Consider the following 22,882-nt stretch of genomic DNA (forward strand, 5'->3'; position numbering starts at 1 on the left):
GGGAGCGGGCAAGCCCGCTCCCACAGGGTCAAAGCTATACCGCCCCTCTTGGCAACATAAGCCCCAGCGGCAAACGTACACGGGCTTCAAGCCCTCCGCCGCTGCGGTTACGCAGCTCGACATTGCCACCATGCATGGAGGCAATCCGCTTGACGATCGCCAGCCCCAGCCCCGTACCTTTACCGCCACGGGCACGGTCACCGCGGATAAACGGGTTGAAGATATCTTCCAGCTCCGCAGGATCAATCCCTGCCCCCCGGTCCATCACGCTCAGCACCACATACGGCGCGCTGACATCACCCGATACGTAAGCCGCAACCTCCACGTCTTCGCCAGCATGGTGCAAGGCATTGCCGATCAGGTTGTTGAGCAAACGCTTCATCGATACCCGACGTAGCGCAAACGGCTGAATCGGCTGCAGACGCAGGCGTACCTGCTCTCCGTTCTGGTTATAGGGCGCCACCACTTCACGGATCAATTCACACAGATCAACCTCTTCAACCGGCTCGTCACGGCCGTCACGGATAAAGGCCAGGAACTGGTCGAGAATCGCGTCCATGTCCTCAATATCACGCACCATGTCGTCGGTCAGGTCGTTGTGGTTGCCCATCAGCTCCAGAGACAGACGCAAACGGGTCAGCGGGGTGCGCAGGTCATGGGACACGCCTGCAAGCATCAGTTCTCGCTCGCGGCCCGCCTGTTCGACGTCTTCAGCCATCTGATTGAAGGCGCTGTACACCTCCGTCATTTCGCTGGGCGTGTCGCCGACAGGCAAGCGCACGCTGCGCCCCTGCCCCAACTGGCGAGCTGCATACACCAGACGCTTGAGGGGCTGATTAAGCTGGCTGACGAAAATCCACGCCGAAGCAGTGGACAACAAGCCGATGGCTAAAAACCAACCCAGTACATTCCAGATTTTTTGCCCACGCAGAGGATGCGGATATAAAGGCACTTTCAACCAGCCATCCCCCAGGCTCGGGGCACGCACCCACAGCGCAGGGGATGTGTGCATACGCAAGCGCACCTCTGTATCGGGGCCAAGCTCGGCCTGCATCTGACGCTGATAAATCTCGCTGTAAGGCCAGTGCTGTTCACCCTCGGGTACACCTCCGCCCACAACGCGAACCAAATCAACGGCATCGATGATCTTGTTGCGGTTTTCCTCATCGGCGGCCCAATAGGCACGCAGGGTCAGCGCCACGCCGTGGCTGTACTGGCGGTCAACCAGCACGTCCTCGTTCATAAGCAGATAAACCAGCGTCAGGGCCTTGGAAAACAGCACAACAATCAGGACAAGCCAGAGTGTGCGCGAGAAGAAACTTTGGGGGAACCAGACAGGGGTTTTCATAGACAGCCGCTTTTATACTTTGCAGGAGCGAGCCCCGAGGCCCGAAAAAAAGATAAATCGCGAGCCACACGGTACCAGACAGCACCAGTGCGACTCGCTCCTACAAATGATCTGTCATTTGGTTGCGTTGCCATCCGGCACGAACACATAACCCACGCCCCAGACGGTCTGGATATAGCGGGGCTTGGACGGATCCGGCTCGATCATGCGGCGCAAACGGGAAATCTGGACATCGATTGAACGCTCCAGCGCATCCCACTCACGACCACGGGCCAGGTTCATCAGCTTGTCGCGGGTCAACGGCTCGCGGGCATGCATGACCAGGGCTTTAAGTACCGCAAACTCACCCGTGGTGAGCATGTGAACTTCGTCGCCACGTTTGAGTTCGCGGGTTGCCAGGGACAACTCGTAATCACCGAATGTCACGCTTTCGTCTTCGCTGCCCGGCGCACCCGGCACCGGCGGCGCCTGACGACGCAATACCGCACGCACACGGGCCATCAGCTCATCGGGGTTGAAAGGCTTGGCCAGATAATCGTCGGCACCCAGTTCCAGGCCCTTGATACGGCTAAGTTCATCACCTTTGGCTGTCAGCATGATGATCGGCACGCGATTGCCCGCTGCACGCAAACGGCGACAGGCTGACAGGCCGTCTTCGCCGGGCAGCATCAGATCCAGCACCACAAGGTGGTACATTTCGCGGGCCAGCCGTCGATCCATGTCCGCTGCATTGGTCACGGAAGTGGCGCGATAACCCTTGCTGGAAAAGAAACGTACCAGCAAGTTGCTCAGCCCAGGATCATCATCAACGATAAGGATTTTTTCGCCTTCAGACGTTTGTGCAGTGCTGCTCATTAGGATGCTCCTGTGATCTCGGCGCGCATTATGGCTCAGCCGCTGCGATACGCATTGTGTGCATTGTTAGCAGATTTTTCTTCCTTAAACATTAGACCAGGTAATGAGACCACCGCGCGCAATCCCCTGAATCCGGGAACGCTGGTTATAATGCGCGGCCTTTTGTGTCGGGCAATCTCGAACTTTCAATGGTTGTGCCAGTATTTATTTTTTCAACATCTGGCGTAATCAGCTGACTTCACGGGTCAACAGGCTGCCCTTTTGGCCCAGGCAGCGGCCCCTTCCGGGCTGCTCAACCAGCCTCGCAAGCCTTCAAGCCCGGGCCTGCGAGCCTGCATCACATTTTGTCAGGTGGTTTTATGGACAGCATCAACAGCCGCATCGCCGAAGAACTCGGCGTGCGCCCGCAGCAGGTCGAAGCGGCCGTCGCTCTTCTGGATGAGGGCTCCACCGTACCCTTCATCTCTCGGTATCGTAAGGAAGTGACCGGCAGCCTGGATGACACCCAGTTGCGTCACCTCGAAGAGCGCCTGCGCTACCTGCGCGAACTCGACGAGCGGCGCGTCAGCATCCTCGCCAGCATCGAAGAACAAGGCAAGTTGACCCCCGAACTGGCCCGCGACATCAAACTCGCCGACACCAAGACCCGCCTTGAAGACTTGTACCTGCCGTACAAGCAAAAGCGCCGCACCAAGGGCCAGATCGCCCTGGAAGCTGGCCTCGGCGAGCTGGCAGACGGCCTGTTCAACGACCCGACACTCACGCCAGATGCCGAAGCTGCCCGTTTTGTCGACACTGAAAAAGGTGTGGCTGACGTCAAGGCAGCCCTTGATGGCGCCAAGTACATCCTCATGGAGCGCTTCGCCGAAGACGCCAGCCTGCTGGACAAGCTGCGCAGCTTCCTCAAACAGGAAGCCATCCTCAGCGCCCGCGTAATTGCCGGCAAGGAAGAGGAAGGCGCCAAGTTCCGCGATTACTTCGAGCACGATGAACCGCTCAAAAGCATGCCATCGCACCGCGCACTGGCGATTTTCCGCGGTCGCAACGAAGGCATTCTGAGCTCGTCGCTCAAAGTCGGTGAAGAATTGCCCGGCACGATGCACCCCGGCGAAATGATGATTGCCCAGCGCTTCGGTCTGGAAAATCAAAACCGCCCGGCTGATAAATGGTTGAGCGAAGTGGTGCGCTGGACCTGGAAGGTCAAGCTCTACACCCACCTCGAAACCGACCTGCTGGGTGAATTGCGCGACGCCGCTGAAACCGAAGCCATCAATGTATTCGCCCACAACCTGCACGACCTGCTGCTGGCCGCGCCGGCTGGCCCGCGCGCCACCCTGGGCCTGGACCCGGGCCTGCGCACCGGTTGCAAGATTGCCGTGGTCGATGCCACCGGCAAGCTGCTGGAGTACGCCACCGTGTACCCGCACGTGCCGCACAACAAGTGGGACCAGACCATTTCGGTCATGGCCGCCCTGTGTGCCAAGCATTCGGTCGATCTGATTGCCATTGGCAACGGCACTGCCAGCCGTGAAAGCGACAAGCTGGTGATCGACCTGATGAAAAAATACCCGGCCCTGAAAGTCACCAAAGTGATGGTGTCCGAGGCCGGTGCTTCGGTGTACTCGGCATCGGAACTGGCAGCCAAGGAATTCCCGGATCTGGACGTTTCGATCCGTGGCGCCGTATCGATCGCCCGCCGCCTGCAAGACCCGCTGGCCGAACTGGTGAAAATCGACCCTAAATCCATCGGTGTCGGCCAGTACCAGCACGACGTGTCCCAGCTCAAGCTGGCACGCGGCCTGGACGCTGTGGTTGAAGACTGCGTGAACGCCGTGGGCGTGGACGTGAACACGGCTTCGGTAGCACTGCTCGCGCGAATTTCGGGCCTAAATGCCACACTGGCGCAAAATATCGTGGCTCACCGCGACGAAAACGGTGCATTCAAAACCCGTGCAGCGCTGAAAAAAGTCAGCCGTCTGGGCGAAAAAACCTTCGAGCAGGCGGCAGGTTTCTTGCGCGTGATGAATGGCGACAATCCGCTGGACAGCTCGGCGGTTCACCCCGAAGCCTACCCGCTGGTCAAACGCATCGCTACGGACACCGAGCGGGACATCCGCTCGCTGATCGGCGACGCCGGGTTCCTCAAGCGTCTTGATCCGAAGAAGTTCACCGACGAGACCTTCGGCCTGCCGACGGTGACCGATATTCTCCAGGAGCTGGAGAAACCAGGCCGCGACCCGCGCCCGGAGTTCAAGACCGCCGAGTTTCAGGAAGGTGTCGAAGACCTCAAAGACCTGCAACTGGGAATGATCCTGGAAGGCGTGGTGACCAACGTGACCAACTTCGGGGCTTTCGTCGATATCGGCGTGCACCAGGACGGTCTGGTGCATATCTCGGCCTTGTCCGAGAAATTCATCAAAGACCCGCGCGAAGCCGTGAAAGCCGGTGATGTGGTGAAGGTCAAGGTCATGGAAGTCGACATCCCGCGCAAACGCGTAGGCCTGTCGATGCGCATGAGCGACACCCCGGGCGAGAAAATCGACGGTGCTCGCGGCGCACGTCCGGGCTCGGCCCCGCGCCAGCAAAGCTCGGCACCGCGCAAGGAGAGCGTTGCCGCCGCACCGTCCAATAACGCCATGGCCTCGTTGTTCGCCAACGCCAAACAGTTGAAGAAACGCTGATGGCCATCCCGGACGGCCTGACCCAGAGCGCCTTCAGCCAGTTGCTCGGCTGCCGCGTGCAATCGCTGGAAGACGGTGTGGCGCATGTTGCGCTGAGCCTGGAGCCGCAATTGCGCAACCGGGCAGGCAAGTTGCACGGTGGTGTGTTGTTCAGCCTGGTGGACATCAGCATGGGCCTGGCCTGTTCCAGCACCCATGGCTTCGATCAGCAGAGCGCGACCATTGAGTGCAAAATCAACTACATCCGCGCGGTGGCTGAAGGCGAAGTGGTATGTATCGCCAAGGTCATCCACCCCGGGCGACGCACGCTGGTCGTCGAAGCGGATGTGTTGCAGGGCGACAAGCTGGTCGCAAAAGCACAAGGCACGTTCGCTGTCCTGTAGCGGCCAACGGCTGATTTGAGTTAATTTCGGCACTGCCAATGCAGTGCCGAAATGCGCTTGGAGCGCCGCGGCGCCGAATCAGGGACGGAACTGAGCGATGCCAACAAAACCAGGCGACCACGCCAGTTTCAACTTCACCCTTGTAGACCGTCCTGACCACCCCCATATTGGGGCGACTGACGCGTGAAGGAATCCAACTTGAGCCAACTTCTCAACCGCCGCCTGGCTCTGCTCAGCGAGCGCGCCAACCTCTCTCTTCTGGAGCAGTGCCTGCACGGCATCGAGCGCGAATGCCTGCGCGTCACGGCCGATGCTCGCCTGGCGCAAACCCCGCACCCGGAAGAACTGGGCTCGGCCCTGACCAACGATCAAATCACCACCGACTATTCCGAGTCGCTGCTGGAGTTCATCACCCCGGCCCTGCCTGATCCGGCGCAGACGCTGGCCAGCCTCGACAAGATCCACCGCTTTGCCTACAGCAAGCTCGGTAACGAGTTCCTGTGGAGCCCTTCGATGCCGTGCCCGTTGCCGGCCGAAGAAGATATTCCGATTGCCTACTACGGCACGTCCAATATCGGACAGCTCAAGTACGTTTACCGCAAGGGCCTGGCCCTGCGCTACGGCAAGACCATGCAGTGCATTGCCGGCATCCACTACAACTTCTCCCTGCCAGAGGCCCTGTGGCCAGTGCTGATGCAGGCAGAGGGTTTTGTCGGAACCGAGCGCGATTATCAGTCCGACGCCTATATCGCCCTGATTCGTAACTTCCGTCGCTACAGCTGGCTGCTGATGTACCTGTTCGGTGCTTCGCCTGCGCTGGATGCGGGCTTTTTGCGCGGTCGTTCGCACCAGTTGGAGCAACTGGACGCCGACACGCTCTACCTGCCCTATGCCACCAGCCTGCGCATGAGCGACCTGGGCTATCAGAGCAACGCCCAGGCAGGCCTGACGCCGTGCTACAACAACCTCGACAGCTACACCGACAGCCTGCGCAAGGCAGTGGCCACACCTTATCCGCCGTATGTAGAAATCGGTACGCACAAGGATGGCGAGTGGGTGCAGTTGAACACCAACATCCTGCAGATCGAAAACGAGTACTACTCCAACATTCGCCCCAAGCGCGTGACCTACACCGGCGAGCGGCCGATCCAGGCCCTGGTGTCCCGTGGCGTGCAGTACGTTGAAGTGCGCCTGCTGGATATCAACCCGTTTCTGCCGGTGGGCATCGATTTGCCTGAAGCGCGTTTTCTGGACGCCTTCCTGCTGTATTGCGCGCTACAAGACAGCCCGCAGTTCGACAGCGCAGGCTGTGGCAGCTGCTCTTCCAACTTCCTTAGCGTAGTCAAGGAAGGTCGCCGTCCGGGCCTGCAATTGCAGCGTGATGGCGCAGCCGTTGACATGAAGGAATGGGCTACCGAGCTGCTGGAAAAAATCGCGCCGCTGGCCGCCTTGCTCGACCAGAGCCAGGGTGGCGATAACCACAGCAAGGCAGTCGACGAACAGCTGGCGAAGATCAAGGACGTGTCGCTGACGCCGTCTGCCAAAGTGCTGGCCAGCATGGCCGAGCACAAGGAGAGCTTCGCTCAGTTCTCGATGCGCCAGAGCCTGGCCCATGCCGAGTTCTTCCGCAGTGAACCGTTGAGTGCTGAAGATCAGGCTGCGTTTGAAGAGAAAGCGCGCAAGTCACTGCTCGAGCAGGCCGAGACCGAACAAACGGAAGAAGGCGACTTCGACCTGTTTGTGGCTTCGTACCAGGCGAGTATTTTGGCGATCAGTAACTAGGCAGATCAAAAGCCCCTTACCCTAGCCCTCTCCCGGAGGGAGAGGGGACAGACCGGTGGTGTTCGTGCGAGCGCGGGCGGTCAGTTCCTACGCCCACTGAGGCAAGGGACGGCTTACGGGTTTTACAGCAAAGCGTACTGTGCACCGTCACTGAAAAAACAGTGACCGGGCCTGGAAACCCGGGTAACAATATTCGCCTTAATGCCATCAATCCCTGTTTTTATGTGCTATGGCGGCTGTACGCGGGAGGTCTTCGGACCTGCCGGGTTCCTATTGTCCCGGTTTCCAGCCTGCGTACAGCTGCCACCTTCGCCTGGAAACGAAAGTGACAGCTCTTAATTACTTTAGGAGCGCGCTAAATGGCTGATCATCCCCCAATCAAAACTCTCGGCACTGTCACCTTCGACCCCTGCGGCCAGGACAACCACGAGCTGTTTCGCGTCAACCCCGACATACCGCTGCGCCAGGCGCTGGAGCAGGTGTCGGCGTTGCTTTATTGCGCAAAAAAACTGGCGCTGGATGCCGCGCTGGACAAGAACTGCGAGCGCCATGCCTGGGCTTCACATTACTTGTGCGACATGGGCAAGGCGGTAATAGATGATGTGTGTTTGCGGGAGTTTTGACGGGGCTTGTTGAGCACCGCAGTTGCAGTTATCCGTAGCAGCTGACGAGTGGAACGAGGCTGCGTTCGGTTGCGCAGCGACCGTAAAACCAGAGTTCCAAGTTTAACTGGCACACCACGGTGTTTGACTTTACGACGGCTTCGCCGCCGAACGCAGCCTCGTTCCACTCGTCAGCTGCTACGAATCTTCTCCAGCCCAGAGCCTGAACAGCTGGCGCCTTACAGCGCTTTCTCAAAGATCTTCGAGTTACGCTGGTAGTTGTACAGCGACGCCCGCGCCGCCGGCAGGCGTTCTACACCGCTAGGCTCAAACCCGCGCTCACGGAACCAGTGAGCAGTGCGCGTGGTTAACACGAACAAGGTTTTCAGCCCCTGGGCACGGGCGCGGTTTTCAATACGTTCGAGCAACTCATCGCCACGACGGCCATGACGGTACTCCGGGTTCACCGCCAGACACGCCAGCTCCCCCGCATCCGAATCGGCAATCTGGTAGAGCGCCGCACAGGCGATGATCATGCCTTCGCGCTCCACCACACTGAACTGTTCGATCTCACGCTCCAGCACTTCACGCGAACGACGCACCAGGATGCCCTGCTCTTCCAGCGGGCTGATCAATTCAAGCAGGCCACCGACGTCTTCAATCGCCGCCTCCCGCGTAACTTCAAATTGTTCTTGCGCCACCAGCGTACCGCCACCGTTACGGGTGAACAGCTCGGTCAACAGCGCACCGTCTTCGGCATAACTGACAATATGGCTGCGGGCCACGCCGCCACTGCAGGCCTCGGCGGCGGCTTCCAGCAATTCGGCCTGGTAGTCACTGCCCAGACGTTTCATATGCGCCGGCACCTGTTGCGGACGCAACTCACGCACCAACCGCCCTTCGGCATCGAGCAAACCCGATTCAGCACCAAACAGCAGCAGTTTGTCCGCCGCCAGGTCGATGGCGGCACGGGTGGCGACGTCTTCACAGGCCAAATTGAAAATCTCACCGGTGGGCGAGTAACCCAAGGGCGACAGCAGCACAATCGAGCGCTCATCGAGCAGGCGGTTGATGCCCTTGCGGTCCACCCGGCGCACTTCGCCGGTATGGTGAAAATCCACACCGTCGAGCACGCCGATCGGCCGCGCAGTGACCAGGTTGCCGCTGGCTACGCGCAGACGCGAACCCTGCATCGGTGAAGACGCCATGTCCATCGACAAGCGCGCTTCAATCGCAATGCGCAGTTGCCCGACAGCATCGATCACGCATTCGAGCGTTGATGCATCGGTGACACGCATGCCCTTGTGGTAATACGGCACCAGGCCACGCGCCTCAAGGCGGCTGTCGATCTGCGGGCGCGAACCGTGGACCAGCACCAGACGCACACCCAGGCTGTGCAACAGCACCAGGTCGTGGACGATATTGCCAAAGTTGGGGTGTGCCACACCGTCGCCAGGGAGCATGACAACAAAGGTGCAATCGCGGTGGGCATTGATGTAGGGAGACGCGTGACGCAACCAGTTAACGTAATCGTGCATAACCAGAGCCTGTAGAAAATAAATCGCCTAAAAAGGGCTAGAACAGCAAACGCACAACGGGCTGATGGCTATCGTCGAAACATTGTTGGCAACACGCGGCTCTCCTTGTGGATAAATCGTATGGGTATCTTCACTATTTCAGACAATAGTGTTCGATCAATTGAGTCAGTAGACGTACTGTCGGCTGCAAACGTGACATTTCCAGGTATTCCCCTGGTTGATGCGCACAGGCGATGTCACCCGGGCCCAATACCAGCGTTTCGCAACCAAGCTGCTGAAGATAAGGCGCTTCGGTGCCAAACGCTACTGCTTGCGCACGATGCCCGGTGAGGCGCTCAGCCACGCGCACCAACTCGGCATCGGCATCCTGCTCGAAGGGCGGCACTCCGGCGGCAATGGGCGCGAAATCGATCTTCACCTGATGACGCTCGGCCAGGGGTTGCAGCTTGCTGCGGATAATGGCCCGCAGCGCATTCGGGTCCATGCCCGGCAGCGGGCGCAGGTCAAATTCAAGCGAGCACTGGCCGCAAATCCGGTTGGGGTTGTCGCCGCCATGGATACAGCCAAAGTTAAGGGTCGGTTGCGGCACGCTGAACTGCGGATTGCGGTACTCATTGAGCCACTGCTGACGCAACCCCTTAAGTTCGCTGATCGCGTCGTGCATGGCCTCCAGCGCGCTGTGGCCCAGGCTTGGGTCGGATGAGTGACCGCTCTGCCCGAGGATCTCGATGCGCTCCATCATCACGCCCTTGTGCATGCGGATCGGCTTGAGCCCGGTCGGTTCACCAATCACCGCAGCACGGCCCAGCGGGCGACCAGCTTCGACCAGCGCCCTGGCCCCGGCCATCGAAGTTTCTTCGTCACAGGTGGCCAGAATCAGCAGTGGCTGCTTGAAGGGCTGATCGAGCAAAGGCCGCACTGCTTCGATCACCAGCGCAAAAAAGCCCTTCATATCGCAACTGCCAAGGCCAACCCAGCGGTTATCGACCTCTGTCAGCTTGAGCGGATCGGTCTGCCACAGCGCTTCATCGTAGGGCACGGTGTCGCTGTGCCCGGCCAGCACCAGCCCGCCGGGGCCACTGCCAAAACTGGCGAGCAAATTGAATTTGCCGGGGCTGACCTGCTGGATATCGCAGTTGAAACCCAAATCGCCAAGCCAGCTGGCCAGCAAATCGATCACCCCGCGGTTGGACTGATCCAGTGTCGGCTGGGTGCAACTGACCGACGGTACGGCGATCAAGGCAGCGAACTGCTCTTTCATGGAAGGTAAGGGCATGCGCTGACTTCCTGTAGGCGGGGCGAGGCCCATCATAGAGCTATCTGCGCCGCAGAATAAACCCTCGCGGCCCGCCGGGGCGGCGAGTCCTGTACACTGCACGGCCTTGGCAGCCACACTTTTTCCCGGCTGCGCAACCGTTCCTGGATTTTCCGGCCATGCAAAAAGAAACCGAAATCAAACTGCGCGTCAGCCGCGAAACCCTCGCCGCCTTGCGCGAGCACCCTTTGCTGAAAAAGCGCAACAAAAGTGGCTGGGAAAGCCGTGAGTTGTTGAACCAGTACTTCGATACACCTGAGCGCGACCTGGCCAAGGCCAAGGTTGCCCTGCGCCTGCGCCGTGATGGCGAAGACGTGATCCAGACCCTCAAGACCCGCGGCGAAAGCGTTGCTGGCCTGTCCGTACGCAACGAGTACGACTGGAACCTGCCCAAAGCCAAGCTCGACATCAAGAAGCTCGACGGCGAATGCTGGCCACAAGAGCTGGCCGAGCTGGACAAAAAAACTCTCAAGCCCATTTTCACCACGGATTTCGTACGCGAACGTGCTGAAATTTCCTGGGGCCGCGGCAAAGCCAAAGTGGTCATCGAAGCCGCTCTGGACCTGGGCCATGTGATTGCCGGCAAGCAGAAGGAAGAAATCTGCGAGCTGGAGCTCGAACTGCGCGAAGGCGAGCCGTCTGCCCTGCTGGAACTGGCCGCAGAACTGGCCGAGAAGCTGGCCCTGATGCCGTGTGATATCAGCAAGGCCGAGCGCGGCTATCGCCTGTTCGACGCCAACAGCTACGCCGTCACCCTGCCAGCCCCGGTGCTGGCGCCAGAAACACCCCTGGACGATGCCTTCGCCGCCCTGGCCTGGCACTTGCTGGGCAATAGCCAGCGCCTGGCCGAGCAGTATCGCTTCAATGGCCACTGGCGTTTGCTGCAAGACTGGGTTCAGCAATTGATCGACCTGCGTGCACTGGTCAGCAGCCTGGGTCAAGCCGCACCACGTCAGTCCACCAGCGCCTTGCGCGCTGCGCTGGACGCCCTGCTGGAAGACTGGCGCCCGCTGGTGCAGATCGGTCAGGACGACGAAGATGTGCGCAAAGCCGCACCGGAGCAGTTCCTCGAGGAACTGGAAGACCCGCGCTGGGGCCAGTTCTCCCTGAACACTTCGCGCTGGTTGATGGAGCGCAGCTGGACTGTGGACCGTGGCACCACCCGGGGCAACCGCCAGGGCGCTGCGCAGCTGCAAAGCTGGTTGCCGCGTTTGTTGTCGGACGAAGCGATTGCCTTGCGTCTGAACCGCTACCAGCAGCAACCCGAAGACCTGGCCGAGCAACTGCCGCGCATCGAGCGTATTCAGGCCTGGCTGCGTCTGGCGCGTAACGTGCTGGAAATCCCGGAACTGGACCGTCTGTACGGCGAGATGAACAAGCTGCAGGAACTGGCCAACCTGCCGATTTCTGAAGACGCCGAGAGCAACGACGAACTGCTCAACGCCCGCAAGCAGCAAGCCATCGCCGTGTACCAGAACCGCGCCTGGAAGACCCTGCTGCGCGCTTAAGCGCCCGGCCTGTGTCCCTCAGCGCCTGCCGAGGGACATTCCTGCCTTACTTCGTGCCCTTGGGCATGTCCGCATCCGGCGTGCGCCAGATCAAGCGTGTGGTGTCATAGCCCTGCTGCTGGGCCTTGCTGAGCAACTCATCACGGGTTTGCTGATCAACCTGCGGTTTACGCGACAGCAACCACAGGTATTTACGGTCGGGATTGCCTACCAGCGCCGTGCTGTAGTTGTCGCCCAGGTACAACACCCAGTAATCACCCTTGGTCACACCCGGCAAAAGGGTCGATACCCAATTGTCGAACTCGACCCACAGCTTGTCGGTCTTGCCCTCCACTTGCGGGGTGGCCGTGCCCTTGGCCTCTTCCCACTTGCCCTCGGCAGTGCGGCAGCGGTTAAGCACTGCTACATTCCCGTCGGTCTTCAAGCTGTAATGGGCTTCGGACTGCGCGCAATTGCGCTGGAAGAACATCGGCAACCGCGCCAATTCATACCAGGTGCCCTGATAGCGCTTGAGGTCGACACTGGAGACGGTGTTGGGCGCCAGCGAATCGCTGCTGGAACTTGCACACCCGCCCAATAACAGCGCAGCCCCGAGACTGACTAAAAGACGTTTCATCGTAAACGCTCCTGATCGGTCTTACTTCAAACCCTGGCCCGAGAAAATCAGCACTTTGTCGCCTGCGTACTGCACGCTGATAAAGCTCTTCTGATCGCCCCAGGTGCAGCTCGACATGCCCAGCGCGCCGGAGCAATCGGTCGGGGTGCCCAGCAACTGCTCGACTTCGGCCTTGGTCATGCCGGTCGACAGTTTCGAGTAGGTTTGCTGATTGATTTTGCTGCACGCGGCCAGCAAGACACAGAACGACAACAACGCCAGAGAACGCAACTTCATGGAAAGCTCCTGAGAAAGAAAGTCGGCAGTGCCGCTTGATCCAAGCTTAGAAGAGAAAAGCGCAGGCTGGTTCCCGCAGGACGCAGGGATTTATTTCAGGAGGGATAACAACAGTGGGAACGGGCTTGCTTGCGATACAGGCAACCCGGTATGCCTGACATACCGGGTCGATGCTATCGCGAGCAAGCCCGCTCCCACAGGGGCTTACGCTTTGTGGTAAGCGGTGATGCGTGCGACTTCTTCTTTCGAGCCCAGGTACACGGCTACACGCTGGTGCAGGCCTTCTGGCTGGATGTCGAGAATGCGCTGATGGCCATCAGTCGATGCGCCGCCAGCCTGTTCCACCAGGAACGACATCGGGTTGGCTTCGTACATCAAACGCAATTTGCCCGGCTTGGACGGCTCACGGCTGTCGCGCGGGTACATGAACAGACCACCGCGGGTCAGGATACGGTGCACGTCGGCAACCATGGCGGCAATCCAGCGCATGTTGAAATTCTTTTTCAACGGACCTTCTTCACCTGCCAGCAGTTCGTCAACGTAGCGCTGTACCGGGGCTTCCCAGTGACGCTGGTTGGACATGTTGATGGCAAATTCCTGGGTAGCGTCAGGAATGGTGATGTCTTCGTGGGTCAGTACGAAGCTGCCCATTTCGCGGTCCAGGGTAAAGCCTTTGACGCCGTCGCCCAGGGTCAGAACCAGCATGGTCTGCGGGCCGTAGATGGCGTAACCGGCAGCGACTTGCTGAGTGCCTGGCTGCAGGAAGGCCTTTTCATTCAAAGGTTCGTTCTGGGTCAGGTATTCGTTCGGGCAACGCAGTACCGAGAAGATAGTGCCAACTGGTGCGTTGATGTCGATGTTCGACGAGCCGTCCAGCGGGTCGAATACCAGCAGGTACGCGCCTTTCGGGTATTTGCCCGGGATCTGGTAGGCATTGTCCATTTCTTCGGACGCCATGCCGGCCAGGTGACCGCCCCATTCGTTGGCTTCAAGCAGGATCTCGTTGGAGATCACATCGAGCTTCTTCTGCACTTCACCTTGCACGTTTTCGGTGCCCATGCTGCCCAGAACACCACCCAGGGCGCCTTTGGATACGGCGTGGCTGATCTCTTTGCAAGCACGCGCCACCACTTCGATGAGGAAACGCAAATCAGCAGGCGTGTTGTTGCTGCGGGTCTGCTCGATCAAATAGCGACTCAGGGTAACGCGGGACATGTAAGGCTCCGAACAAGGGGGAGGGGGCGAAAAACCCGCGCAGTTTAGCGCGTGTTGCCGTGCAAATCTTCTAATCAGACTCAGAACTGGCCGAACGGGTTCCAAAACAGCCACCAGAGACCCTGTGGGAGCGGGCTTGCTCGCGATGCAGGCCACGCGGTTTTCAGCTCAACCGCGTCGCCTGCATCGCGAGCAAGCCCGCTCCCACAGCGCGTGAAACTTCCTACAACGCTTTCCAGATCTCGGTCGCGTATTCGCGAATGGTCCGGTCCGATGAGAACCAGCCCATGCGTGCCGTGTTCAACACGGATTTGCGCCACCACTCTTCCCTGTCGTGCCACAGGTGCTCCACGCGCATCTGGGCATCCCAGTAGGCATCGAAGTCGGCACACACCAGGAACCGGTCATATTCGATCAGCGAATCCACCAGGCCGGTGTAGCGCGCAGGGTCGTCGTGGGAGAACACCCCCCCACGAATCGCCTGCAACACGTCATTGAGCCTGTGTGAGGCCGCGACATCCGGTGCTGCATGGAACTCTCCATTGCGCTTGCGCGCTTCGACCTGCTGCGAGCTCAGACCAAAGATAAACATATTGTCGGCACCCACCCGCTCGCACATTTCGACGTTGGCGCCATCCATTGTGCCAATGGTCAGCGCGCCGTTAAGGCCGAACTTCATGTTGCTGGTGCCCGACGCTTCGTAGCCTGCCGTGGAGATCTGTTCGGACAAGTCAGCCGCCGGAATGATGCTTTCGGCCAGGCTGACGTTGTAGTTGGGGATAAACACCACCTTGAGCAGACCGCGTACGGTGGGATCGTTGTTGACGGTACGGGCGATGTCATTGGCCAGTTTGATGATGAGTTTGGCCTGTTCATAACTGGCCGCCGACTTGCCGGCAAAAATCTTCACCCGTGGCACCCATTGGTTGCCCGGCTCGGCCCGAATGGCCTGATACAGCGCTACGGTGTGCATCAGGTTGAGCAGTTGGCGCTTGTACTCGTGAATCCGTTTGACCTGCACATCGAACAGGGCTTCAGGGTTGACCACGACCCCCAGGCGCTCATAAATCAGCGCCGCCAGGGTGCATTTGCTTTGCAGGCGCTGTTCGGCGAAGCGTTTGCGAAAATCGGAGCGCTCGGCAAAAGGCTCCAGCCTGATCAGTTTGTGTTCGGTTTCATCAAGCACATCCGGGCCCAGCACATCCACCAGCATGGCGGTCAATGGCGGGTTGGCCTGGAACAGCCAGCGGCGGAAGGTCACGCCGTTGGTTTTGTTGTTGATGCGCTCCGGGTAGAGCTTGTGCAACTCGGCGAACACGGTGCTGCGCATCAATTGCGTATGCAGCCCGGAAACGCCATTGACGCTGTGGGAACCGAGAAATGCCAGGTTGCCCATGCGTACCCGGCGGCCGTGGTCTTCCTCGATCAGCGAAACGGCACGCAACACGTCAAAATCATGAATGCCCTTGGCCCGCAGCGCATCGATATGGTGTGCGTTAATCAGGTAGATGATCTGCATATGGCGCGGCAACAGCCGCTCCATCAAGCCCACAGGCCAGGTTTCCAGCGCTTCCGGAAGCAACGTGTGGTTGGTATAGGACAAGGTGTCGACGGTGACCTGCCACGCCGCATGCCATTCAATGCCGTGCTCATCAACCAGGATACGCATCAGCTCGGCCACGGCGATCGAGGGGTGGGTGTCGTTGAGCTGGATCGACACATGCTCGGCCAGGTTCAGCAGCGTCTCATGGACGTGCAGATGGCGGCGCAGCAGGTCTTGCAACGAGGCCGAGACAAAGAAGAATTCCTGGCGCAGACGCAGCTCCTGACCAGCCTCGTTGCTGTCAGCCGGGTACAGCACGCGGGAGATGCTCTCGGCCCGTACCACTTCGGCCACCGCCCCCAAATGATCGCCTGCGTTGAAGCGGCCCAGGTTCAGATCGTGCAGGGCCCTCGCCCGCCACAGACGCAGGGTGTTGACGCTGGCCCCGCGCCAGCCCACAACAGGCGTGTCATAGGCAATAGCCCGCACCGTCTCGCCCGGCCACCAGATCTGCCGCAGCTGGCCTTGTTCATCCTGTTTGGTTTCAACCGAACCGCCAAAACCCACCGAGTACAGCACTTCAGCACGCTCGAACTCCCACGGGTTGCCGAAATCCAGCCAGTTCTCGGTTTGTTCCTGCTGCCAGCCATCGACAATGCTCTGGCGAAACAGCCCGTGCTCATAGCGGATGCCATAGCCGTGGGCGGCAATGCCCAGGGTCGACATACTTTCCATAAAGCACGCCGCCAGCCGACCCAGGCCACCATTACCAAGGGCCGCGTCCGGCTCCAGGACACGGATGCGCTCCAGATCCACGCCAAGCTCGCCCAGTGCCTCACGCGCCACCTCCAGCAACCCCAGGTTGCTCAGGCTGTCATACAGCAGGCGACCGATCAGAAACTCCAGCGACAGGTAGTACACCCGTTTCTGGTCCTTGCGATAAATCTGCCGGGTGCTGTCCATCCAGTGCTCGACCATATGGTCGCGGGCGGCCAGGGCTATGGCCTCAAACCAGTCATGGTCAAACGCGTGTTCCGGGTCCTTACCCACCGCGTAAGTCAGCTTGGCTACTACAGCGGCACGGAAAGCCGCCACCTGTGCGTCACGAACAAGCGGTTCCTGGGGCATCGATACAACCTCAATCGAGATGGAGCGATTTGAAGAGCGAGTGGTGTCAGCCTAGACGCTTCAACAGAAACAAAGTGCTTTGATTCGGGCTTTTTTCGGCGATTATTTAAAAAAAGCTGACAAAGTGAATGCCGCCCCAAAACGAGGCACATTCGCAGTTGAACGCTTTAAAACATGGCTCTGATCGAAAAACCGGCAAATGGTTGTTCACTCCTTCAGCAACCCCGGTATGATCGCGCGCCCTGATGCACGCTGGAATACAAGTCTGATGAAGTCCAACCTGATCGCCGCCGCGGAAATCGACCGTCTCGATACCTGGGCCAAATACTCCGCGCCCATGTGCGGCTCCTGCATTTCCAGCTGCTGCACCTTGCCGGTCGAGGTCAAAATCAAAGACCTGATCCGCATCGGCATCGTTGACGAGTTCGAGATGGGCGACCCGCCAAAGAACATCGCCAAGCGCCTGCAAAAGGAAGGGATCGTTGAGCGCTTCAACCAGAAGTCCGGGATTTTCACCCTGCAGCGCATGAGCAATAACGACTGCCTGTACCTGGACCGCAAATCGCGCATGTGCACGATTTATGAGATTCGCCCGGATACCTGCCGCAACCATCCGCGGATTGGCCCGCGCCCAGGTTACTGCGCGTATGTGCCCAAGGCCGTTGAGCGCAAGAACAGCAGCGTCAAGCTGATGGATTTTTAACCTGCAGCGCAGAATCGACTGACAGATCGCTTCGCGGGCAAGCTCGCTCCCACAATTACCACAGCCCCCTGTGGGAGCCGGGCTTGCCCGCGATGGCCTGTACGCAAATGACCTGACAGACCGCGCTCGCCGCAGCACGGGCAACGATGAACGAGTCAAATCCCGACCATAAAAAAACGCCCCCGACCGCAAGGTCGGGGGCGTTTTTGTAACCGCTAACTAAGTAACTTAGTTTTTGGCCTTTTTAGCAGCGCGGGTACGCTCGCCTTCGTCCAGGATCTTCTTACGAAGACGGATGGACTTAGGAGTCACTTCGCACAGCTCGTCGTCCTGGATGAATTCCAGAGCCTGTTCCAGAGTGAAGCGAACAGGTGGAACCAGAGCGATGGTTTCGTCTTTACCCGAAGCACGCATGTTGTCGAGCTTCTTGCCCTTGGTAGGGTTAACGCCCATGTCGGTGTCACGGCTGTTCAGACCAACGATCTGACCGTTATAGATCTCTTGACCGTGCTCAACGAACAGCTTGCCACGCGCCTGCAGGGTTTCCAGGGAGTAGGTCAGCGCCTTGCCAGTTTCAACCGATACCAGAACGCCGTTCTGACGGCCGGACATGTGGCCCGACTTCATCACGTCGTAACGGTCGAAGATCGAGGTCAGGATGCCAGCACCGTTGGTCAGGGTCAGGAACTGGTTACGGAAACCGATCAGACCACGAGCAGGGATGTTGTATTCCAGACGCACACGGCCTTTGCCATCCGGCACCATGTTGGTCAGGTCGCCCTTACGCAGACCCATCTCTTCCATCACCTTGCCCTGAGATTCTTCAGGCAGGTCGATGGTGACGTTTTCGAACGGTTCGTGCTTGACGCCGTCAACCAGGCGGATGATCACTTCTGGACGACCAACGCCCATTTCGAAGCCTTCACGACGCATGGTTTCGATCAGTACGGACAAGTGCAGCTCGCCACGGCCCGATACTTTGAATTTGTCAGCCGAGTCGCCTTCTTCAACGCGCAGAGCAACGTTGTACAGCAGCTCTTTGTCCAGACGTTCCTTGATGTTACGGGAAGTCACGAACTTGCCTTCTTTACCGCAGAAAGGCGAGTCGTTTACCTGGAAGGTCATGGAAACGGTTGGCTCGTCAACGGTCAACGGCTTCATCGCTTCAACGTTCATCGGATCACACAGGGTGTCGGAGATGAACAGCGAATCCATACCGCTGATGCAAACGATGTCGCCTGCCGAAGCTTCTTCAACGTCTACACGGTGCAGACCGTGGTGACCCATCAGCTTCAGGATACGACCGTTGCGGCGCTTGCCGTCAGCGTCGATGGCAACAACCGGGGTGTTCGGCTTGACGCGACCACGAGCGATACGGCCAACACCGATAATGCCCAGGAAGCTGTTGTAGTCCAGTGCCGAGATTTGCATCTGGAACGGACCGTCACGGTCTACGGCTGGTGCTGGTACGTTGTCGACGATCGACTGGTACAGCGGGGTCATGTCTTCAGCCATGTCGGTGTGGTCAAGACCAGCAATACCGTTCAGGGCAGAGGCGTAAACCACTTTGAAGTCCAGCTGTTCTTCGGTAGCACCCAGGTTGTCGAACAGATCGAAGATCTGGTCCAGAACCCAGTCCGGACGTGCGCCCGGACGGTCAACCTTGTTGATGACCACGATTGGACGCAGGCCGGCTTCGAAAGCCTTCTTGGTCACGAAACGGGTTTGCGGCATAGGGCCGTCTTGAGCGTCAACCAGCAGCAGAACGGAGTCAACCATCGACATTACGCGTTCAACTTCGCCGCCGAAGTCGGCGTGGCCCGGGGTATCCACGATGTTGATGTGGTAGCCGTTCCAGTTGATGGCGGTGTTTTTCGCCAGAATGGTAATACCGCGCTCTTTCTCCTGGTCGTTGGAGTCCATTACGCGTTCGTCGTTAAGCTCGTTGCGCTCCAGGGTGCCGGATTGACGCAAGAGTTTGTCTACCAGGGTGGTTTTACCGTGGTCAACGTGAGCAATGATGGCGATGTTACGTAGATTTTCGATCACTTGTGTATCTCGATCAGAGGATTCGGTGTGCTGACTGAGTCCAGGCAGCGATTAACAGTAGAGTCCGTGCAAGCCGTTACAGCTTGACGGCGGCGTCGGGGGGCCGGTGACGCAGGCCACAGGCATACAGCCCCGGGCTCTTAGCTCGGTCGATAAACGCGCACATTGGCATGTCCCTCACTGAGCAAATGGTGAGCATGCAGGCGACTCATCACGCCTTTGTCGCAATACAACAGGTACTGACGGGTGTCATCCAGTTCCTTGAAGCGGCTGTTCAAAGCATAGAACGGCAACGCTTGTACTTCGATGCCAGCCAGTTCCAGCGGTTGATCTTCCTGAGCATCCGGGTGACGGATGTCGATTACGATCTGGCCCGCCAGCACTTCGCTGACTTCTTCGACTTGCAAGTCCTGGCCCAATTCATCGATTACCCGATCAATCGGCACCAGTTTGGCCCGCTCGAGCGCACGCTCAAGCACGGCCATATCAAACTGTTGTTCTTCATACTCCACGCGGTTGCGCTTGGCGTGGGTCTTGGGGTTGACCGAAATCACCCCGCAATATTCAGGCATATGCTTGGCGAAGTCGGCCGTACCGATTTCTTCTGCCAGATCGATGATGTCCTGCTTGTGGCTGGCGATCAGCGGGCGCAACACCAGCTTGTCTGTAGCCGAATCAATCAGCGACAAGTTGGGCAGCGTCTGGCTCGACACCTGGGAAATCGCTTCACCGGTCACCAGCACTTCGATATCGAGGCGTTCGGCAATACGCGTTGCAGCGCGCAACATCATACGCTTCAAAATGACGCCCATATGACTGTTATCGACTTTGCCGAGAATTTCGCCCAAAACTTCTTCGAACGGAACGCTCACAAACAGCACGCGCTGGGAGCTGCCGTACTTCTTCCATATATAGTGCGCGACTTCCATCACGCCCAGTTCATGGGCACGTCCGCCCAGGTTGAAGAAGCAGAAATGGCTCATGAGGCCGCGACGCATGATCTGGTAGGCCGCCACGGTAGAATCGAAACCACCGGACATCAGCACCAGGGTCTGCTCGAGCGAACCCAACGGGTAGCCACCAATACTGTCGTGCTGGTTGTGAATCACAAACAACCGTTGGTCGCGAATTTCAATTCGAACTTCGATTTCTGGCTTTTTCAGCTCGATTCCGGCCGCACCGCACTCACGACGCAGCTTGCTGCCGACGTATTTCTCGACTTCCATCGAGGTAAACGGGTGCTTGCCGGCGCGCTTGCAACGCACCGAAAAGATCTTGCCCGCCAGCGCATCGCCGAAGTGCAATTTGCACTTTTCAACGATGTCGTCGAAGTCGCCCAACGGGTACTCGTCAACCTGCAGAAAATGCGCGATGCCCGGCATGCAGCTCAGGCGTTCGGTCATTTCTTTCAAGGCTTTAGGGTCACTTACGCGCGTTTGCAGCTCGATGTTGTCCCACACGCCCGTCACCACCACAGCCGGGTCCAGATCGCGGAGCACAGTACGGATGTTTTTGGCCAATTGACGGACGAAACGCATCCGAACCGGACGGCTCTTGATAGTGATTTCGGGGAAGACTTTAACGATTAGTTTCATGAAAACAGCGCGCGAGCAGCCTGCCAAAAAAGGGGGGCGCGGATTATAGCGGAAATTGCTCAAGGTTTAACCAGTTATCGTACAAACGGTTTTCATCGCACCAAAATAGAACATAAACGCCAGATTTCGCTTCATTTGGGTGCGATAAACGCGGCTAATCGGTAGTCTGCCCCGCTTACCTGCTTGAGATTGGCGCATTACGCCCAAGTCGGGGCACTGGCATGCAATTTGCTCCCTTGTGAGGCAGGTTGCCTTGGCAGAGTATTCGCGCCGGCATCAACCACTTATTAAGGGCATTCCACTACCAGCCCTAAGCCACCCCGGAGGACACTATGTCGAAGTCGGTTCAACTCATCAAAGATCATGACGTCAAGTGGATTGATCTGCGCTTCACTGATACCAAAGGCACTCAGCACCACGTGACCATGCCGGCCCGTGATGCGCTGGATGAAAACTTCTTCACCGACGGCAAAATGTTCGACGGCTCCTCCATTGCTGGCTGGAAAGGCATCGAAGCGTCCGACATGATCCTGCTGCCAGACGACAGCACGGCTGTTCTGGACCCGTTCACCGAACAGCCTACGCTGATCCTGGTGTGCGACATCATCGAACCGTCGACCATGCAAGGCTATGACCGCGACCCACGCGCCATCGCTACCCGTGCCGAGGAATACCTGAAGTCCACCGGTATCGGCGACACCGTTTTCGTTGGCCCGGAGCCAGAGTTCTTCATCTTTGACCAGGTGAAGTTCAAGTCCGACATTTCCGGCTCCATGTTCAAGATCTACTCCGAACAGGGTTCGTGGATGTCCGACCAGGACGTGGAAGGCGGCAACAAAGGCCACCGTCCTGGCGTCAAAGGCGGTTATTTCCCGGTTCCGCCGTTCGACCATGACCACGAAATCCGTACCTCCATGTGCAACGCCATGGAAGAGATGGGCCTGGTTATCGAAGTTCACCACCACGAAGTGGCAACTGCTGGCCAGAACGAAATCGGCGTGCAGTTCAACACCCTGGTGAAAAAGGCTGACGAAGTTCAGACCCTGAAATACTGCGTACACAACGTGGCAGATGCCTACGGCCGTACCGCTACCTTCATGCCAAAGCCTCTGTACGGCGACAACGGCTCGGGTATGCACGTTCACATGTCCATCTCCAAAGATGGCAAGAACACCTTCGCCGGCGAAGGCTATGCCGGCCTGTCCGACACTGCCCTGTTCTTCATCGGCGGTATCATCAAGCACGGTAAGGCCCTGAACGGCTTCACCAACCCGGCTACCAACTCCTACAAGCGTCTGGTACCAGGCTTCGAAGCACCGGTAATGCTGGCCTACTCGGCTCGTAACCGTTCGGCTTCGATCCGTATTCCTTACGTGTCCAGCCCTAAAGCTCGCCGTATCGAAGCACGCTTCCCGGATCCGGCAGCCAACCCGTACCTGTGCTTCGCGGCACTGATGATGGCTGGTCTGGACGGTATCCAGAACAAGATCCACCCTGGCGACGCAGCGGACAAAAACCTGTATGACCTGCCGCCTGAAGAAGCCAAAGAGATCCCGCAAGTGTGCGGCAGCCTGAAAGAGGCCCTGGAGGAACTGGACAAAGGTCGCGCGTTCCTGACCAAAGGCGGCGTTTTCAGCGACGACTTCATCGACGCGTACATCGCCCTGAAAAGCGAAGAAGAAATCCAGGTTCGTACCTTCGTACACCCACTGGAATACGAGCTGTACTACAGCTGCTAATCCGGT

General features: G+C 58.6%; 17 protein-coding genes. 7 read left to right on the forward strand and 10 right to left on the reverse strand.

Annotated elements, in window-relative coordinates:
* Window positions 1-34: 34 nt before the first annotated feature.
* On the reverse strand, window positions 35-1,348 hold the full coding sequence (locus GHO42_RS22695) for an ATP-binding protein (protein ID WP_016783139.1): 1,314 nt from the start codon (window positions 1,346-1,348) through the stop codon (window positions 35-37).
* Between the two features lie 114 nt (window positions 1,349-1,462).
* Window positions 1,463-2,203 carry a two-component system response regulator OmpR gene (gene ompR, locus GHO42_RS22700; protein WP_095000806.1) on the reverse strand — a complete coding sequence of 247 codons (741 nt, stop codon included), beginning with the start codon at window positions 2,201-2,203 and terminating at the stop codon, window positions 1,463-1,465.
* 359 nt (window positions 2,204-2,562) lie between these two features.
* Here ompR and GHO42_RS22705 point away from each other — a divergent pair, with 359 nt between their 5' ends.
* The 4 genes from GHO42_RS22705 to GHO42_RS22720 all read left to right on the forward strand — a co-directional run bounded on the left by GHO42_RS22705 (window position 2,563) and on the right by GHO42_RS22720 (window position 7,672).
* Window positions 2,563-4,884 carry a Tex family protein gene (locus GHO42_RS22705; protein WP_095020145.1) on the forward strand — a complete coding sequence of 774 codons (2,322 nt, stop codon included), beginning with the start codon at window positions 2,563-2,565 and terminating at the stop codon, window positions 4,882-4,884.
* Complete coding sequence (locus GHO42_RS22710) at window positions 4,884-5,267, forward strand: PaaI family thioesterase (RefSeq protein ID WP_095020144.1); 384 nt, start codon at window positions 4,884-4,886, stop codon at window positions 5,265-5,267. The genes GHO42_RS22705 and GHO42_RS22710 overlap by 1 nt, the downstream gene beginning before the upstream one ends.
* 198 nt (window positions 5,268-5,465) lie before the next feature.
* Window positions 5,466-7,049: a glutamate--cysteine ligase gene (gene gshA, locus GHO42_RS22715; RefSeq protein ID WP_095000803.1), complete on the forward strand. Its 1,584-nt coding sequence runs from the start codon at window positions 5,466-5,468 to the stop codon at window positions 7,047-7,049.
* A 359-nt stretch (window positions 7,050-7,408) separates the two neighbouring features.
* Complete coding sequence (locus tag GHO42_RS22720) at window positions 7,409-7,672, forward strand: DUF3077 domain-containing protein (RefSeq protein ID WP_095020143.1); 264 nt, start codon at window positions 7,409-7,411, stop codon at window positions 7,670-7,672.
* A gap of 218 nt (window positions 7,673-7,890) precedes the next feature.
* On the opposite strand, the gene argA is transcribed toward GHO42_RS22720, so the two are convergent.
* A complete protein-coding gene (gene argA / locus GHO42_RS22725; RefSeq protein ID WP_095017751.1) occupies window positions 7,891-9,189 on the reverse strand; it encodes an amino-acid N-acetyltransferase in 1,299 nt (432 codons plus the stop codon).
* Between the two features lie 133 nt (window positions 9,190-9,322).
* Entirely contained in the window at window positions 9,323-10,465 is a 1,143-nt protein-coding gene (gene argE / locus GHO42_RS22730) for an acetylornithine deacetylase (RefSeq protein ID WP_095000800.1), read from the reverse strand.
* A 158-nt stretch (window positions 10,466-10,623) separates the two neighbouring features.
* Between argE and GHO42_RS22735 the strand changes: the two genes are divergently transcribed.
* Complete coding sequence (locus GHO42_RS22735) at window positions 10,624-12,012, forward strand: inorganic triphosphatase (protein WP_095023770.1); 1,389 nt, start codon at window positions 10,624-10,626, stop codon at window positions 12,010-12,012.
* A 46-nt stretch (window positions 12,013-12,058) separates the two neighbouring features.
* Here the strand turns inward: GHO42_RS22735 and GHO42_RS22740 are convergent, their stop codons facing one another.
* From GHO42_RS22740 to GHO42_RS22755, 4 genes are all read right to left on the reverse strand, one after another.
* On the reverse strand, window positions 12,059-12,628 hold the full coding sequence (locus tag GHO42_RS22740; RefSeq protein WP_095023769.1) for a lipocalin family protein: 570 nt from the start codon (window positions 12,626-12,628) through the stop codon (window positions 12,059-12,061).
* Between the two features lie 21 nt (window positions 12,629-12,649).
* Window positions 12,650-12,904, reverse strand: a complete 255-nt coding sequence (bamE, locus tag GHO42_RS22745; RefSeq protein ID WP_153326922.1) for an outer membrane protein assembly factor BamE — start codon at window positions 12,902-12,904, stop codon at window positions 12,650-12,652.
* A gap of 204 nt (window positions 12,905-13,108) precedes the next feature.
* Window positions 13,109-14,119, reverse strand: a complete 1,011-nt coding sequence (locus GHO42_RS22750) for a class 1 fructose-bisphosphatase (protein ID WP_016783129.1) — start codon at window positions 14,117-14,119, stop codon at window positions 13,109-13,111.
* Window positions 14,120-14,342: 223 nt separating this feature from the next.
* Window positions 14,343-16,790 (reverse strand): glycogen/starch/alpha-glucan phosphorylase, encoded by a 2,448-nt coding sequence (locus GHO42_RS22755; RefSeq protein WP_095000797.1) that lies wholly within the window; start codon window positions 16,788-16,790, stop codon window positions 14,343-14,345.
* A 265-nt stretch (window positions 16,791-17,055) separates the two neighbouring features.
* On the opposite strand from GHO42_RS22755, the gene GHO42_RS22760 reads away from it, so the two are divergent.
* Entirely contained in the window at window positions 17,056-17,493 is a 438-nt protein-coding gene (locus tag GHO42_RS22760) for a YkgJ family cysteine cluster protein (protein WP_095001087.1), read from the forward strand.
* 228 nt (window positions 17,494-17,721) lie between these two features.
* Here GHO42_RS22760 and typA read toward each other — a convergent pair whose 3' ends face one another.
* Complete coding sequence (typA, locus tag GHO42_RS22765; protein ID WP_016783126.1) at window positions 17,722-19,542, reverse strand: translational GTPase TypA; 1,821 nt, start codon at window positions 19,540-19,542, stop codon at window positions 17,722-17,724.
* A 140-nt stretch (window positions 19,543-19,682) separates the two neighbouring features.
* A complete protein-coding gene (gene thiI / locus GHO42_RS22770) occupies window positions 19,683-21,137 on the reverse strand; it encodes a tRNA uracil 4-sulfurtransferase ThiI (protein ID WP_095000796.1) in 1,455 nt (484 codons plus the stop codon).
* A 332-nt stretch (window positions 21,138-21,469) separates the two neighbouring features.
* Here thiI and glnA point away from each other — a divergent pair, with 332 nt between their 5' ends.
* Complete coding sequence (gene glnA / locus GHO42_RS22775) at window positions 21,470-22,876, forward strand: glutamate--ammonia ligase (protein WP_095000795.1); 1,407 nt, start codon at window positions 21,470-21,472, stop codon at window positions 22,874-22,876.
* Window positions 22,877-22,882: the final 6 nt, after the last annotated feature.

It is taken from the genome of Pseudomonas sp. FSL R10-0056 (genome assembly GCF_009600105.1).
Classification (GTDB): Bacteria; Pseudomonadota; Gammaproteobacteria; order Pseudomonadales; family Pseudomonadaceae; genus Aquipseudomonas; species Aquipseudomonas bubulae.

Bases quoted from the DNA above. Each gene is read 5' to 3' on its own strand.
- GHO42_RS22710 (WP_095020144.1), top strand. From the start codon at position 4,884: ATGGCCATCCCGGACGGCCTGACCCAGAGCGCCTTCAGCCAGTTGCTC.
- GHO42_RS22735 (WP_095023770.1), top strand. From the start codon at position 10,624: ATGCAAAAAGAAACCGAAATCAAACTGCGCGTCAGCCGCGAAACCCTC.
- GHO42_RS22755 (WP_095000797.1), bottom strand. From the start codon at position 16,790: ATGCCCCAGGAACCGCTTGTTCGTGACGCACAGGTGGCGGCTTTCCGT.
- GHO42_RS22740 (WP_095023769.1), bottom strand. From the start codon at position 12,628: ATGAAACGTCTTTTAGTCAGTCTCGGGGCTGCGCTGTTATTGGGCGGG.
- argE (WP_095000800.1), bottom strand. From the start codon at position 10,465: ATGCCCTTACCTTCCATGAAAGAGCAGTTCGCTGCCTTGATCGCCGTA.
- thiI (WP_095000796.1), bottom strand. From the start codon at position 21,137: ATGAAACTAATCGTTAAAGTCTTCCCCGAAATCACTATCAAGAGCCGT.
- GHO42_RS22695 (WP_016783139.1), bottom strand. From the start codon at position 1,348: ATGAAAACCCCTGTCTGGTTCCCCCAAAGTTTCTTCTCGCGCACACTC.
- GHO42_RS22705 (WP_095020145.1), top strand. From the start codon at position 2,563: ATGGACAGCATCAACAGCCGCATCGCCGAAGAACTCGGCGTGCGCCCG.
- glnA (WP_095000795.1), top strand. From the start codon at position 21,470: ATGTCGAAGTCGGTTCAACTCATCAAAGATCATGACGTCAAGTGGATT.
- ompR (WP_095000806.1), bottom strand. From the start codon at position 2,203: ATGAGCAGCACTGCACAAACGTCTGAAGGCGAAAAAATCCTTATCGTT.
- bamE (WP_153326922.1), bottom strand. From the start codon at position 12,904: ATGAAGTTGCGTTCTCTGGCGTTGTTGTCGTTCTGTGTCTTGCTGGCC.
- GHO42_RS22720 (WP_095020143.1), top strand. From the start codon at position 7,409: ATGGCTGATCATCCCCCAATCAAAACTCTCGGCACTGTCACCTTCGAC.
- GHO42_RS22750 (WP_016783129.1), bottom strand. From the start codon at position 14,119: ATGTCCCGCGTTACCCTGAGTCGCTATTTGATCGAGCAGACCCGCAGC.
- argA (WP_095017751.1), bottom strand. From the start codon at position 9,189: ATGCACGATTACGTTAACTGGTTGCGTCACGCGTCTCCCTACATCAAT.